Below are 14,894 nucleotides of genomic sequence, written 5' to 3' on the forward strand. Positions count from 1 at the left end.
GGATGCCCAGTTATCGAGCTTGGTTTTAAGTATCATGCAGTTGATTGGTATCTTGGCAGGTGTGAGTTTTTCTTTCTTTATCTCTCTGTTTAAAGAAAGGTTGCTCCTTTGGTCGGGTATCACCTTTGGATTGGGGCAGATTGTGATTGCCTTGTCTCCGTCATTGGGTGTGATGGTAGTTGGAAGTGTTGTGGCAGGTTTTTCCTACAGTGTGGCCTTGACCACTGTCTTTCAGCTTCTTTCTGAAAGAATACCAGCCAAGCTCCTTAATCAGGCAACATCTTTTGCAGTGCTAGGATGTAGCTTTGGGGCCTTTACGACACCTTTTATTCTTGGTGCGATTGGCTTGGTGACTCAAAACGGTATGTTGGTCTTCACCATTTTAGGATGTTGGTTGATTGTCACTTCTATCTTTGTTATGTACGCACTTCAAAAGAGAGCTTAGGATTGGTTTCCTAAGTTTTTATTTTTGGGAATTTTGTACCCAGACAATTATTGGTTTTTAAACTTGTTTACACTTTTATTTCCTGATAAAATAGAAGTTATGACAAGATATAAAGCAATCATTTCCTATGATGGTTATGCCTTTTCTGGTTTTCAGCGCCAGCCTCATGCGCGGAGCGTTCAAGAGGAAATCGAAAAAACCTTAATGAGACTCAATAAGGGGCAAGCCATCACTGTTCATGGTGCTGGTAGGACGGATAGTGGGGTCCATGCTCTGGGACAGGTTATTCATTTTGATCTGCCCTATCAGATGGATGTGGAAAAACTCCGTTTTGCTCTGGATACCCAGTCACCAGAAGATATCGATGTGATTTCAATTAAGCTTGTGGCGGATGATTTTCATTGCCGTTATGCAAAACATAGCAAGACATATGAGTTTATCGTGGATAGGGGGCGTCCTAAAAATCCGATGCGCCGTCACTATGCTACTCACTTTCCCTATCCCCTCGATGTGGAGCGAATGCAGATAGCTGTCAAGAAATTAGAGGGAACCCATGATTTTACTGGGTTTACAGCATCTGGAACCAGTGTAGAGGACAAGGTTCGGACTATTACAGAAGCCAGCCTTAGTGTTGATGAGACAGGCCAATTTTTGACCTTTACCTTTTCAGGAAATGGTTTCTTGTATAAGCAGATTCGCAATATGGTGGGGACGCTGCTCAAAATAGGAAATAATCGAATGCCAGTTGAGCAGATTGACTTGATTTTGGAGAAGAAGGACAGAAAACTTGCAGGTCCAACGGCTGCACCGAATGGCTTGTATTTAAAGGAGATTCGTTATGAAGAATAATCGTATTTTAGCCCTTTCTGGGAATGATATTTTTAGTGGTGGTGGTTTATCAGCTGATTTGGCTACCTATACCTTAAATGGTCTGCATGGCTTTGTAGCAGTGACTTGTTTGACGGCCTTGACCGAAAAGGGCTTTGAAGTCTTTCCAACTGACGATGCCATTTTTCAACATGAATTGGATAGCTTACGTGATGTCGAGTTTGCAGGAATTAAGATTGGCCTTCTTCCTACTGTCAGTGTGGCTGAGAAGGCCTTGGACTTTATCAAGCAACGTCCAGGAGTGCCTGTGGTATTGGACCCCGTTTTGGTCTGCAAGGAAACGCACGATGTAGCTGTTAGTGAACTCTGTCAAGAGTTGATTCGCTTTTTCCCTCATGTCAGTGTGATTACGCCAAATCTTCCTGAAGCAGAATTATTGGCTGGTCAGGAAATTAAAACATTGGAAGACATGAAAGCTGTAGCGCAGAAATTGCATGATTTAGGAGCGCCAGCAGTTATTATCAAGGGAGGCAATCGCCTCAGTCAGGACAAGGCAGTGGATGTCTTTTATGATGGACAAACTTTCACTGTTCTAGAAAACCCAGTCATTCAAGGCCAAAATGCGGGTGCAGGATGTACCTTTGCCTCAAGCATCGCCAGTCACTTGGTTAAAGGGGATGAACTTTTACCAGCAGTAGAGAGCTCGAAAGCTTTCGTTTACCGTGCTATTGCACAAGCAGATCAATATGGAGTAAGACAATATGAAGCAAACCAAAACAACTAAAATCGCCCTTGTATCCCTCTTAACCGCCCTTTCTGTGGTCCTAGGCTATTACTTGAAAATTGGAACGCCAACAGGAATATTGACTCTCTTGGATGCAGGTATTTTCTTTACTGCCTTTTACTTTGGCAGTAAAGAAGGGGCCGTCGTTGGAGGACTAGCAGCTTTTCTGCTTGACCTTTTATCAGGCTTTCCACAGTGGATGTTCTTTAGCTTGGTAAACCATGGCTTGCAAGGATTTTTTGCAGGTTTTAAAGGGAAATGGCAATGGCTAGGCCTTGTCTTGGCTACTATCGTCATGGTAAGTGGCTACGCTCTGGGCTCAACTCTAATGAATGGCTGGTCAGCAGCCTTGCCAGAAATCCTTCCAAACTTCCTACAAAATACCTTGGGAATGGTTGTGGGATTTGTAGTCTTTCAGAGTGTCAAGAAGATAAAATAAAAAAGTCAGCTTCAATAGCTGACTTTTTGCTTATCTAGGTTTAATCAAAATAAAGCAAATCTTTGCTGGTGCTTGTAAAGAGGTCAAAGCCATCCTTGGTAACAACACCACAGTCTTCGATACGAACGCCGACTTTACCAGGGATATAGATACCTGGTTCAACAGAGAAGCACATGCCTTCTTCGATGACCATGTCGTTTCCTTCCATGATAGAAGGGAATTCGTGGACATCCATACCGATACCGTGACCGAGACGGTGGTTGAAGTACTCTCCGTAACCAGCTTTTTCAATGACTTCGCGAGCAGCGCGATCAACTTCATGTGCAGTCACACCTGGCTTGATAAAGTCAAGAGCAGCTTGTTGGGCTTCCAGAGTCAAGTTGTAGATATCTTTTTTGAATTGATCTGGTTTACCGACAGCGACCGTACGAGTCATATCTGATGCGTAGCCATTGACCATGACACCGAGGTCAAAGAGGAGAAGGGCGTCTTTTTCGACCTTGTTTGCACCAGGAATTCCGTGCGGATTTGCAGCGTTATCGCCAGTCAAGACCATGGTATCAAAACTCATTTCATAGCCTTCACGTTTCATGGCAAAGTCGATTTGGGCAATGATATCTGTCTCTGTCTTATCAAGAGAAATATTGTCAAAACCAACCTTAACAGCCTTATCAGCATAGATACCTGCAACCATCATTTTTTGCACTTCGTCAGCTGATTTGATGAGGCGCATGCGTTGGATGCGAGGAGTGAGGTTTTCAAACTCAGCAGTTTCAAAAACTGTTTTCAAACCATGGTATTTGGTCAAGATGAGATTGTCAAACTCAACAGCGACACGTTTGAAGTCAAGTTGAGGCAAAGCGTTTTTGATTTTTTGCCATGGATTTTCAGAATCCACATAGCCCACAACTGGGAAAGAGACAGTGCTGCTTGCACGCTCAACCTCAAGGGCTGGGACAAAGAGGAGAGGTTCCTGATCCGCTAAAACAAAGAGGAACATTTGGCGTTCATGGGGATCACTGTAAAAGCCAGTGAGGTAATTGATAGTGACGGGGTCAGATACGACAGCGACGTCTAGTTTTTCTGATTCAAGATATGTTAGGATTTGTTGTAATTTAGACATATGCTACCTTCTTTCTACCCCTCTATTTTGGCAAAAAATGAGAGAAAATGCAAGGGAGAAGGGTAAAAGAACAGGCAAAAAGAACTCCGAAAGGATAGCGGAGTTCTTTTATCTAATTTTCCTTAGTTTAAGAAAAGTCAGCCTTGCTTTTCACGTCGCTGTATTCTTCAGCGATTTCTTGACTGAGAATGTCCTCATAAGCAGGGAGTTGGATGTCCTGACCGTATTTTTTCCGGAGGGCAGTAGTAACCAGGCGATAAGCTAGATTGGCATTGCGAGAGAGGATAGGTCCGTGGAAGTAGGAACCAAAGACATTCTTATAATGAACCCCTTCGCCGATTTTTTCTTCGTTATTTCCATTTCCATAGACCACCTGTCCCAGCGGTTTTTGGTCATCTGAGAGGAAGGTACGTCCCTGGTGATTTTCAAAGCCATAGTAGGTTTCATCAAAATCTTCATTGTGAATTTTGATGTCACCGATAAAGCGGTTATTGGTTTGGTTGAGGGTATAGTGGCCCATGACCCCTAGCCCTTCGATGCGTTTCCCTGAAGCTTCAACATAATATTGACCCAATAGTTGGAAACCACCGCAGATAGCGAGAACCACTCCGTCGTTTTGGATGTAGTTGTCAATGCTCTCTTTTTTAGCAGGAAGGTCGCCTGCGATGATGCTTTGTTCAAAGTCTTGGCCGCCACCGAAAAAGGCGATATCGTAGTGATTTTCGTCAAAGTCATCATGGAGAGAAACGATGTCAACCGTCACATGTGCCCCCAGTTTTTCAGCCACATACTTGAGCATGAGGATGTTTCCATTGTCCCCGTAGGTATTCATGAGGTTTCCATAGAGGTGGGCGATGTTGAGCTGATAAGGGTAGTTGCTAGCTTTTGAGGAAAGTGAAGTATAAACCATCAGTTCATCTCCTTTCTAACAATCTGACGACTAGCCAGCAGTTCACGGAATTCCAGCATAGCAGTATAGGTAGCCAGGATATAGGCATGCTTGCAGTCTTGGTTCTCAATGGTCTTGAGAACTTGCTCTAGATTGCTTGTTTCAGTGATTTTCTCAGCTGGATAGCCTGTCACTCGTAGACGACGTGCGATTTCAGAATGACGAACACCGCCAGCGTTTATTTCTGGAATGTCCATGTCAGTGATTTGTTCAAAGTCAGCATCCCAAATCCAGCTAGTATCAATCCCATCAGCATAGTTGGCGTTGAGAAGGACAGATAGGCTAAATGGATAAGGAGCTAGTTTGATCATCTCGATAGCCTGAGTTGCACCGACTGGATTCTTAATCAAGACGAGAGTACATTCCTTGTCGCCGATATGGAAGGTTTCCTGGCGTCCAAAGACAGCACGGCTCTTATCAAATCCTTGCTTGATGAGTTGTGAATCAGCCCCGAGGAAACGGGCAATAGCGACCGCAGCAAGGGCATTGTAGATGTTGTAAAGTCCACCGATTTGGATTCCGTATTCTTGTCCGTCAATGACAAAACGAGAGCGATTGTTGGTCAACTCAACCAAGTCTGTCAGACGGTAGTCCAAGTCAGGTCGTTTGCAACCACAATTTTCACAGATATAGGCACCCAAGTTGGCATAGGTATTGTGCTCATATTTGAGGATGCCTTGACAGTCAGGGCAGAGGATTCCTTCGGTATTGTAGTGAGCCAGTTGGGCTGGCCCTTTTTCCAAGTCAAAACCAAAATACTCTACAGGATTTGGAATAGCTGGCTTGTAGAAAAGCGGACTGTCACCATTGAGGAGAACAGTAGCCGTAGGCACCTTACGGATGGCATCCAAAATCATGTTATAAGTTGTGTAAATCTCACCGTAGCGGTCCATCTGGTCACGGAAAATGTTAGTGATGACAAAAAGGCTAGGCTGGATATAGTCACAGATACGAGAAAGACTGGCTTCGTCGATTTCGAGGACGGCAATGTTTTTCCCAGTTTTAGAAGATTTGGCTGTTAGGAAGGTTGTTGTAATCCCTGTAATCATATTGGCACCGCTAGGATTGGTCAGAACCTGACCATAGACCTCTTTTAAAATGCCGACAGTGAGGGCAGTTGTCAGGGTTTTTCCATTGGTTCCAGTGACCACGACAATCTCGTAGTTCTTAGCTAAATTTTGTAAAATATCTTTATCAAATTGAAGGGCGAGTTTTCCTGGGAGCGTGCTTCCACGGCCAAGACGGCTCAAGATGAAGTGAGAAGAACGCCCAGCAAGGAGGCCCAAAGTAGTTTTTAATTTCATGTTTCTATTATATCATAAAAGAGGGAAAAGACAGTTTTGAGATTTCGCAGAAACAAAAACAGCCCAAAGAGGGCTGTTAGCTAACAAATCAGTCTCAACTTAAATCGCAAACAAGTCATTCAAGTTCTCAGCCAAAGTTGGGTGAGTGAAGATTTGTTTTGTGAAGTAAGTATAAGGGATTTTGTTGTCCATGGCAACAGTGATGATGTTGATGATTTCTTGAGAACCTTCTGAGAAGATAGTTGCTCCAAGAATTTCTTTTGTTTCAGTATTGACAACAGCTTTGAAGGCTCCGCGAAGGTCTCCATTTACGTGACCACGAGGCATTGCTGCAACAAGGATTTCCTTCACTGCATATGGAAGTTTCAAATCTGCTGCTTGGCTTTCAGTCAAGCCAACTTGAGAAAGTGCAGGTGTGATGAACATGGTGTTTGGTACATTGAGACGGTCTTCAAGAGTGTAGCTACCATCTCCAGCAAGGTAGCTGTAGACAACGCGGAAGTCATCAAGTGAAATGTAGGTAAATTGAGGTCCACCGTTGACGTCTCCGACTGCAAAGACACCAGGAACGTTTGTTTGACAATGTTTGTCTACTTTGATAGCACCACGCTCTGTTAGTTCAATATCGGTATTCTCAAGTTGAAGTGGTTCAACGTTTGGTTTACGTCCGGTTGCGTAGAGAAGGGCATCGAAACGGTACGTTTCGTTTTCAGTTACGACAAGGACTTGGTCACCGTCGTTTTTGATTTCAGTAGTACGGATGTTTTGAAGCAATTCAATACCGTCTTCTTCCATGTATTGTTTAGCAAGAGCTGCGATGGATGGTTCTGCACGAGGAAGGAAAGTATCCAAGGCATCTAGGACTGTAACCTTGCTTCCAAGTTTGTTGTAGAGTCCTGCAAATTCAAGACCGATATTTCCGCCACCAAGGACACCAAGTTTTTCAGGCAATTTGTCCAAGTTTTGAATACCAGTCGAGTCAAAGACATTCTTACTTGTAGCAAGTCCAGGGATTGGCAAGACGTTTGAAACGGCACCGGTATTGATAACGATAGTTTCAGCAGTCAGTTCTTGTTTTTCATCACCAGCTTGGATTTCGATGACTTTGTTTGAAAGGAAGTGAGCTTCCGCATCAAAGATATCCACACCTGTACCAGCAACAGTCGCATAGTTTTTACCATTGAGGCGACTAATGATAGTATTTTTGGTAGCAATGACTTCTTCAAAAGACAAATCTTTCTCAGCAGCAACTAGCAAAGTTTTAGTTGGGATACAACCAATGTTGATACAAGTTCCGCCGTACATAGCCTTACTACGTTCGATAAGGGCAACTTTTTTACCAGCTGAAGCTAGTTTACCAGCCAGTGTTTTCCCTGCCTTACCAAATCCGATAACGATTAAATCATAAGTTAACATTTATAGTCCTCCTATTCGCATTTCATTCTAGCACAAGAAAAAAACTTTTGCACAATTCTGCTACGGGAAATGGAGTGAGTTTGAAATGCTCCCTTCAAATCCTTTGAAAAACCAGTTTCGGGCTACTTTACTGCTAGAAAATCGCTTACATGATTTTCTAGAGAAATTGGGCTATCTTTTGCTTCTCTCTTGTGTTATACTAGATAGGTTGCAAAGAAACCAGTACTTTTCTTTCGTGGAAAAGAAGCAACACGGTATCTCTTTTTTGTAGAAGATACGTCATGAAAAGAAAAGTATAAACTAAAGCCCTATAGGGTGGCTTCGCACCACCTTTAGAAAGAAGAATAACGTGAAATTTAATGAATTTAACTTGTCTGCTGAATTGCTAGCAGAGATTGAAAAAGCTGGATTTGTAGAAGCCAGTCCCATCCAAGAACAGACCATTCCCTTGGCTCTCGAAGGAAAAGACGTTATTGGTCAAGCTCAGACAGGTACAGGAAAAACTGCAGCCTTTGGCTTGCCAACCCTTGAAAAAATCCGTACAGAAGAAGCGACCATCCAAGCCTTGGTTATCGCTCCAACTCGTGAACTCGCTGTCCAAAGTCAAGAGGAACTCTTCCGTTTTGGCCGTAGCAAGGGAGTGAAAGTTCGCTCAGTTTACGGTGGTTCCAGCATTGAAAAACAAATCAAAGCTCTTAAATCTGGTGCCCACATCGTGGTAGGAACACCAGGCCGTCTCTTGGACTTGATTAAACGCAAGGCCTTGAAATTACAAGATATTGAAACTCTGATTCTTGACGAAGCGGACGAAATGCTCAACATGGGCTTCCTTGAAGACATTGAAGCCATCATTTCCCGTGTCCCTGAAAATCGTCAAACCTTGCTCTTTTCAGCAACCATGCCAGATGCTATCAAACGTATCGGTGTTCAGTTTATGAAAGACCCTGAGCATGTCAAGATTGCTGCCAAGGAATTGACAACAGAATTGGTAGATCAGTACTATATCCGTGTCAAGGAACAAGAGAAATTTGATACCATGACACGTCTTATGGATGTGGAACAACCAGAGCTTGCTATCGTATTTGGTCGTACCAAACGCCGTGTAGATGAATTGACTCGTGGACTTAAAATCCGTGGCTTCCGTGCAGAAGGGATTCATGGTGACTTAGACCAGAACAAACGTCTTCGTGTCCTTCGTGATTTCAAAAATGGGAATCTTGATGTTCTAGTTGCGACAGACGTTGCAGCACGTGGTTTGGATATCTCAGGTGTGACCCATGTCTACAACTACGATATTCCACAAGATCCTGAAAGTTATGTTCACCGTATCGGTCGTACAGGTCGTGCTGGTAAGTCAGGTCAATCTATTACTTTCGTAGCACCAAATGAAATGGGCTACCTTCAAATCATCGAAACCTTGACTAAGAAACGCATGAAAGGCTTGAAACCAGCGACAGCAGAAGAAGCCTTCCAAGCTAAGAAACAAGTAGCGCTCAAGAAAATCGAACGAGACTTCGCAGACGAAGCCATTCGTGGGAACTTTGAGAAATTTGCTAAAGATGCTCGTAAGTTAGCTGCAGAATTTAGTCCAGAAGAATTGGCTATGTATATCTTGAGTCTGACAGTCCAAGATCCAGACAGCCTTCCTGAAGTGGAGATTGCGCGTGAAAAACCACTGCCATTTAAACCATCAGGTAATGGATTCGGTGGAAAAGCTAAGGGAGGTCGTGGAGGCCGTCGTGGGGACGACCGTCGAGACCGTGATCGCCGCGGCAATGGTCGCCGTGATGATTTCAAAAAAGGCAGTCGTGGGAACGATCGTTTTGATAAAGACAGACGTTACCGTAATAAAGACAATAAAAAACCTCGCAACACTTCAAGCGAAAAGAAGACCGGCTTTGTTATTCGTAACAAAGGAGACAAATAGAAAAAAGCGATTCACAGTGTGAATCGCTTTTATATATAAGGAGACCGATAGTAAAAGAAGATGGTGATAGTAAAGGATAGGTGAAACGGAAAGGGATTTATCATGTCATCTTCTTATAATGTTATAATATCAAAAATAAAATAGGATGTCAATAAAAAAATCGCTTTTTTTTCTAAAATATTTTTGCTGTTCAAAATTGCAATTAAATAAGCAATTTTCAGATAATTATTGAAATAAAGACTTTTCTATGTTATAATGGAAGCGATTATATGCGAGGTAAAAAATGGCACATTTATTAGAAAAAACAAGAAAAATCACGTCTATTCTAAAGCGCTCTGAGGAGCAACTCCAAGATGAACTTCCTTACAATGCGATCACACGCCAGTTAGCTGATATTATTGACTGTAACGCTTGTATTGTGAATAACAAGGGACGTCTCTTGGGCTACTTTATGCGTTATAAGACCAATAATGACCGTGTAGAACAATTCTTCCAAACCAAAACCTTCCCTGAGGTCTATGTACAAGGGGCGAACATGATTTATGATACGGAAGCAAATCTTCCTGTTGAACATGATTTGACCATTTTCCCTGTGGAGAGCCGTGCGGACTTTCCAGATGGGTTGACAACTATTGCTCCGATTCATGTATCAGGGATTCGCCTAGGTTCGTTAATCATTTGGCGCAATGATAAGAAATTTGAAGATGAAGATTTGATTCTTGTCGAGATTGCGAGCACGGTTGTGGGAATTCAACTATTGAACTTTCAACGTGAAGAAGATGAGAAAAATATTCGCCGTCGTACGGCTGTTACCATGGCGGTCAACACCCTTTCCTATTCAGAACTTCGTGCCGTATCAGCTATTTTAGCTGAATTGGATGGAAATGAAGGGCAGCTGACTGCGTCTGTTATTGCAGACCGTATTGGCATTACACGCTCAGTGATTGTCAATGCGCTTCGTAAACTGGAGTCAGCGGGAATTATTGAGAGTCGCTCATTAGGAATGAAGGGGACTTATCTCAAAGTTCTAATTAGTGATATTTTTGAGGAAGTGAAAAAGAGGGACTACTAATGGCAAAAGCTTTAATCTCGATTGACTATACAGAGGATTTCGTAGCAGACCATGGAAAGCTAACTGCTGGCGCTCCCGCTCAAGCAATATCAAAAGCCATTGATCAGGCAACCAGATTAGCTTTTGATCGTGGAGACTATGTCTTTTTTACCATTGATGCTCATGAAGAGAAGGATACATTCCACCCAGAAAGCAAGCTCTTTCCACCACACAACATCATCGGAACTAGTGGTCGTAACCTTTATGGCCCCCTAGCTGACTTTTATGCTGAGCATGAGGCGGATAGTCGCGTCTTTTGGATGGACAAACGTCACTATTCAGCATTTTCAGGAACGGACTTAGATATCCGTTTGCGGGAACGTCGGGTAGATACGGTCATTTTGACCGGTGTATTGACTGACATTTGTGTCCTTCATACGGCTATTGATGCCTACAATTTAGGTTATGACATTGAAGTTGTCAAACCTGCGGTTGCCTCTATTTGGCCAGAAAATCATCTGTTTGCTCTTGGGCATTTTAAGAACACATTGGGAGCAAAATTACTGGATGAAAACCTTGCTGAAATTGAACTATAAGCCGGTTGGAAAAATGAAAAAAATCTGAAAAAAGTGTTGACAAAGATTTTGAAAGTTGATATACTAGTAAAGTAATCGACGCGGGGATGGCGGAATTGGCAGACGCGCAGGACTAAGGATCCTGTGACCGCTTTAGGTCGTGAGGGTTCAAGTCCCTCTCTCCGCATAGGGTAAGAGTTAGCTTTGGCTAGCTCTTTTTGTTTTTACAAAGAAGACTAGAGGCTACGTTTCGTGTATAGAAAAATATTGGCATCAAGAACAGTTCATTGTATCAGAACATTTAAACTGAGTTCACTATTTCATTCTATCAAGAATATCCTCAAACACTAGTCAGAAAATGAAGAACTTAGGAAATGGAAAAATACTAATCAGAAAGATGTGACTATCATTTTTAAAATGAAGTAGATTTTTGATTGGTACTATTTATCCTTATATATGAAGAAAAGTTAGCGTTTGCTAGCTTTTTTGTTTTTTCAAAAAATAAATCAAAAAAAATTTTTGATTTCATAAACATTTCATATTTGGATTTTATAATAGTCTTACAAACATGGAGGTGACAAATGAATCCAATCCAAAGAGCTTGGGCTTATGTCAGCAGAAAACGACTGAGAAGTTTTATTTTATTTCTGATTTTATTTGTCCTTTTAGCAGGAATTTCAGCCTGTTTGACTCTGATGAAGTCCAACAAAACAGTAGAAAGCAATCTTTACAAATCACTCAACACATCTTTTTCTATCAAAAAGATAGAAAATGGACAGACCTTCAAGTTGTCGGACCTAGCATCCGTGAGCAAGATTAAGGGACTGGAAAATGTCTCTCCTGAACTTGAGACGGTCGCAAAACTGAAAGACAAGGAAGCGGTGAGTGGTGAGCAGAGCGTAGAACGTGATGATTTGTCAGCTGCAGACAAGAACTTGGTTAGCTTAACGGCTCTTGAAGATTCATCCAAGGATGTCACTTTTACCAGTTCGGCTTTCAATATAAAAGAAGGGCGACACCTTCAAAAAGGGGATTCCAAGAAAATCCTTATCCACGAAGAGTTGGCCAAGAAGAACGGTCTTTCGCTTCACGACAAGATTCGCTTGGATGCTGGTCAATCCGAAGCTGGAAAAGGGCAAACAGTAGAGTTTGAAATTGTCGGCATCTTTTCTGGTAAAAAACAAGAAAAGTTCACAGGCTTGTCTTCCGATTTCAGTGAAAACCAGGTCTTTACAGACTATGAAAGCAGCCAAACGCTTCTGGGAAATAGTGAACCGCAAGTCAGTGCAGCGCGCTTCTATGTAGAAAATCCTAAGGAAATGGAAGGACTCATGAAGCAGGTAGAAAACTTGGCTTTAGAAAGTCAAGGCTACCAAGTTGAGAAGGAAAACAAGGCCTTTGAACAAATCAAAGACTCAGTGGCAACCTTCCAAACCTTCCTGACCATCTTTCTTTATGGGATGTTGATAGCTGGAGCAGGAGCCTTAATTTTGGTATTGTCTCTCTGGTTGAGAGAAAGGGTCTACGAAGTGGGGATTCTTCTGGCACTTGGAAAAGGCAAGAGTTCGATCTTCCTCCAGTTCTGTTTAGAGGTAGTTTTGGTATCACTTGGAGCTTTGCTTCCATCCTTTATCGCTGGAAATGCCATCACATCCTATCTACTCCAAACTGTACTAGCCAGTGGAGATCAGGCAACCTTACAGGACACGCTGGCCAAAGCAAGTGGTCTATCAACCAGTCTCCTATCCTTTGCAGAATCCTATGTCTTTCTGCTCCTGATTGGTTGCTTGTCTGTAGCCCTTTGTTTCGTATTTCTATTTAGAAAATCGCCGAAAGAAATTTTATCATCTATTAGTTAAGAAGGAGAAATCATGACTTTATTACAATTGCAAGATGTTACCTACCGTTATAAGAACACTGCTGAAGCAGTTTTATATCAGATCAAGTATAATTTTGAACCCGGAAAATTTTATAGTATCATTGGTGAGTCAGGAGCAGGAAAATCCACTCTCTTGTCCCTACTGGCTGGTCTAGATAGTCCTGTTGAAGGTTCTATCCTTTTCCAAGGAGAGGACATTCGGAACAAGGGGTATTCATACCATCGCATGCACCATATTTCCCTGGTCTTTCAAAATTATAACTTGATAGATTATCTTTCTCCGCTGGAAAATATCCGCTTGGTCAACAAAAAAGCAAGCAAGGATACACTTCTTGAGCTTGGTTTGGATGAAAGTCAGATCAAGCGGAACGTTCTCCAGTTATCAGGTGGTCAACAGCAACGTGTAGCCATCGCTCGCAGTTTAGTCTCAGAAGCTCCAGTTATTCTAGCTGATGAGCCAACAGGAAATCTGGACCCTAAAACTGCTGGAGATATTATCGAACTGCTCAAATCACTTGCCCAGAAAACAGGTAAATGTGTGATCGTCGTCACCCACAGTAAAGAAGTGGCACAAGCGTCAGATATTACACTTGAATTGAAGGACAAGAAACTGACTGAAACTCGCAACACTACAAAATAAGATGAGCTTGTTTTGATAGAATTATGAAATCAAATCTAGAAAGGGAACCTATGTTACACAACGCATTTGCCTATGTTACAAGGAAGTTTTTCAAATCGATTGTTATCTTCCTGATTATTCTCCTCATGGCGAGCTTGAGTTTGGTCGGTTTGTCGATCAAGGGAGCTACTGCCAAGGCCTCTCAGGAGACCTTTAAAAATATCACCAATAGTTTCTCCATGCAAATCAATCGTCGCGTCAATCAAGGAACGCCACGTGGTTCTGGGAATATTAAGGGTGAGGATATCAAAAAAATCACCGAAAATAAGGCCATCGAGTCTTATGTTAAACGCATCAACGTTATCGGAGATTTGACTGGATACGACCTCATTGAAACGCCAGAAACCAAGAAAAATCTCACTGCAGACCGTGCCAAACGGTTTGGAAGCAGTTTGATGATTACAGGTGTCAATGACTCCTCTAAAGAAGACAAGTTTGTCTCTGGCTCATATAAGCTAGTTGAAGGTGAGCACCTAACCAACGACGACAAGGACAAGATCCTCATGCACAAGGACTTGGCAGCCAAACACGGTTGGAAAGTCGGAGATAAGGTCAAATTGGACTCTAATGTCTATGATGCAGACAATGAAAAAGGGGCCAAAGAAACAGTTGAAGTGACAATCAAGGGACTCTTTGATGGTCACAATAAGTCAGCAGTAACCTACTCACAAGAACTCTATGAAAACACAGCTATCACAGACATTCACACTGCTGCAAAACTTTATGGATACACAGAAGACACAGCTATTTATGGGGACGCAACCTTCTTTGTAACAGCGGACAAGAACTTGGATGACGTCATGAAAGAGTTGAATGGTATCAGCGGTATCAACTGGAAGAGCTACACACTTGTGAAGAGCTCCTCTAACTACCCAGCTCTAGAGCAATCCATCTCTGGTATGTACAAGATGGCCAACCTCCTCTTTTGGGGTAGCTTGAGCTTCTCAGTTCTTCTCCTTGCACTCTTGCTCAGTCTTTGGATCAATGCCCGTCGCAAGGAAGTGGGAATCCTCCTCTCTATCGGTCTCAAGCAGGCAAGTATCTTGGGGCAATTCATCACCGAATCGATCTTGATTGCCATCCCTGCTCTTGTTTCTGCTTACTTCCTAGCCAACTACACAGCCCGTGCAATCGGAAATACTGTTCTTGCCAATGTCACTTCAGGTGTTGCCAAGCAAGCCAGTAAGGCTGCTCAAGCTTCTAACCTTGGTGGTGGTGCAGAAGTAGACGGCTTTAGCAAGACCTTGTCGAGCCTAGACATTTCCATTCAGACATCAGACTTTATCATCGTCTTTGTCCTTGCTTTGGTTCTAGTGGTTCTCGTTATGGCGCTTGCTTCAAGCAATCTCCTTAGAAAACAACCAAAAGAACTCTTGCTCGATAGCGAATAAAAAACTTGCTACCTATTCTCCCCTAAATGGGGTATAATATAGGTAGCATTTTTATCTGTTTTGTCTTGATAAGGACTCTTCGAAAATCAAATTCAAACCACGTC

The 14,894-nt window shown here is 42.5% G+C and carries 13 protein-coding genes, 1 tRNA gene and 1 pseudogene; 11 read left to right on the forward strand and 4 right to left on the reverse strand.

The window, feature by feature from the left end:
* From HMPREF3057_RS06040 to HMPREF3057_RS06055, 4 genes and pseudogenes are all read left to right on the forward strand, one after another.
* Nucleotides 1–445 (forward strand): annotated as a pseudogene (locus HMPREF3057_RS06040) (MFS transporter); the annotation flags it as partial.
* A 99-nt stretch (nt 446–544) separates the two neighbouring features.
* Entirely contained in the window at nt 545–1,294 is a 750-nt protein-coding gene (gene truA, locus HMPREF3057_RS06045; protein WP_000199159.1) for a tRNA pseudouridine(38-40) synthase TruA, read from the forward strand.
* On the forward strand, nt 1,284–2,057 hold the full coding sequence (locus HMPREF3057_RS06050; RefSeq protein ID WP_000794752.1) for a bifunctional hydroxymethylpyrimidine kinase/phosphomethylpyrimidine kinase: 774 nt from the start codon (nt 1,284–1,286) through the stop codon (nt 2,055–2,057). Before truA ends, HMPREF3057_RS06050 begins: the two co-directional genes overlap by 11 nt.
* A complete protein-coding gene (locus HMPREF3057_RS06055) occupies nt 2,035–2,496 on the forward strand; it encodes an ECF transporter S component (protein WP_000814995.1) in 462 nt (153 codons plus the stop codon). The genes HMPREF3057_RS06050 and HMPREF3057_RS06055 overlap by 23 nt, the downstream gene beginning before the upstream one ends.
* Nucleotides 2,497–2,536: 40 nt before the next feature.
* Here the strand turns inward: HMPREF3057_RS06055 and HMPREF3057_RS06060 are convergent, their stop codons facing one another.
* From HMPREF3057_RS06060 to HMPREF3057_RS06075, 4 genes are all read right to left on the reverse strand, one after another.
* On the reverse strand, nt 2,537–3,619 hold the full coding sequence (locus HMPREF3057_RS06060) for a M24 family metallopeptidase (protein WP_000040916.1): 1,083 nt from the start codon (nt 3,617–3,619) through the stop codon (nt 2,537–2,539).
* Nucleotides 3,620–3,746: 127 nt separating this feature from the next.
* On the reverse strand, nt 3,747–4,529 hold the full coding sequence (gene gatD, locus HMPREF3057_RS06065; protein WP_049477946.1) for a lipid II isoglutaminyl synthase subunit GatD: 783 nt from the start codon (nt 4,527–4,529) through the stop codon (nt 3,747–3,749).
* On the reverse strand, nt 4,529–5,872 hold the full coding sequence (gene murT / locus HMPREF3057_RS06070) for a lipid II isoglutaminyl synthase subunit MurT (protein WP_049477945.1): 1,344 nt from the start codon (nt 5,870–5,872) through the stop codon (nt 4,529–4,531). Before murT ends, gatD begins: the two co-directional genes overlap by 1 nt.
* A gap of 99 nt (nt 5,873–5,971) precedes the next feature.
* Entirely contained in the window at nt 5,972–7,288 is a 1,317-nt protein-coding gene (locus HMPREF3057_RS06075) for an FAD-containing oxidoreductase (RefSeq protein WP_000958907.1), read from the reverse strand.
* Nucleotides 7,289–7,637: 349 nt separating this feature from the next.
* Between HMPREF3057_RS06075 and HMPREF3057_RS06080 the strand changes: the two genes are divergently transcribed.
* The 7 genes from HMPREF3057_RS06080 to vex3 all read left to right on the forward strand — a co-directional run bounded on the left by HMPREF3057_RS06080 (nt 7,638) and on the right by vex3 (nt 14,790).
* Complete coding sequence (locus HMPREF3057_RS06080) at nt 7,638–9,215, forward strand: degradosome RNA helicase CshA (protein WP_070696896.1); 1,578 nt, start codon at nt 7,638–7,640, stop codon at nt 9,213–9,215.
* A gap of 283 nt (nt 9,216–9,498) precedes the next feature.
* A complete protein-coding gene (codY, locus tag HMPREF3057_RS06085; RefSeq protein ID WP_000940726.1) occupies nt 9,499–10,287 on the forward strand; it encodes a GTP-sensing pleiotropic transcriptional regulator CodY in 789 nt (262 codons plus the stop codon).
* Complete coding sequence (locus HMPREF3057_RS06090; protein ID WP_001029648.1) at nt 10,287–10,862, forward strand: cysteine hydrolase family protein; 576 nt, start codon at nt 10,287–10,289, stop codon at nt 10,860–10,862. The genes codY and HMPREF3057_RS06090 overlap by 1 nt, the downstream gene beginning before the upstream one ends.
* Before the next feature lie 80 nt (nt 10,863–10,942).
* A tRNA-Leu gene (locus HMPREF3057_RS06095) sits at nt 10,943–11,028 on the forward strand.
* Nucleotides 11,029–11,422: 394 nt separating this feature from the next.
* A complete protein-coding gene (locus HMPREF3057_RS06100; RefSeq protein ID WP_049518933.1) occupies nt 11,423–12,700 on the forward strand; it encodes an ABC transporter permease in 1,278 nt (425 codons plus the stop codon).
* Nucleotides 12,701–12,712: 12 nt separating this feature from the next.
* The gene (gene vex2 / locus HMPREF3057_RS06105) at nt 12,713–13,360 is read left to right on the forward strand and encodes an ABC transporter ATP-binding subunit Vex2 (RefSeq protein WP_000173737.1); all 648 of its coding nucleotides are present in this window, start codon (nt 12,713–12,715) and stop codon (nt 13,358–13,360) included.
* Between the two features lie 50 nt (nt 13,361–13,410).
* Nucleotides 13,411–14,790: an ABC transporter permease subunit Vex3 gene (gene vex3, locus HMPREF3057_RS06110; protein WP_000903007.1), complete on the forward strand. Its 1,380-nt coding sequence runs from the start codon at nt 13,411–13,413 to the stop codon at nt 14,788–14,790.
* The last annotated feature ends 104 nt before the right edge of the window (nt 14,791–14,894 follow it).

The sequence above is a fragment of the Streptococcus sp. HMSC072D05 genome (genome assembly GCF_001815805.1).
Classification (GTDB): domain Bacteria; phylum Bacillota; class Bacilli; order Lactobacillales; family Streptococcaceae; genus Streptococcus.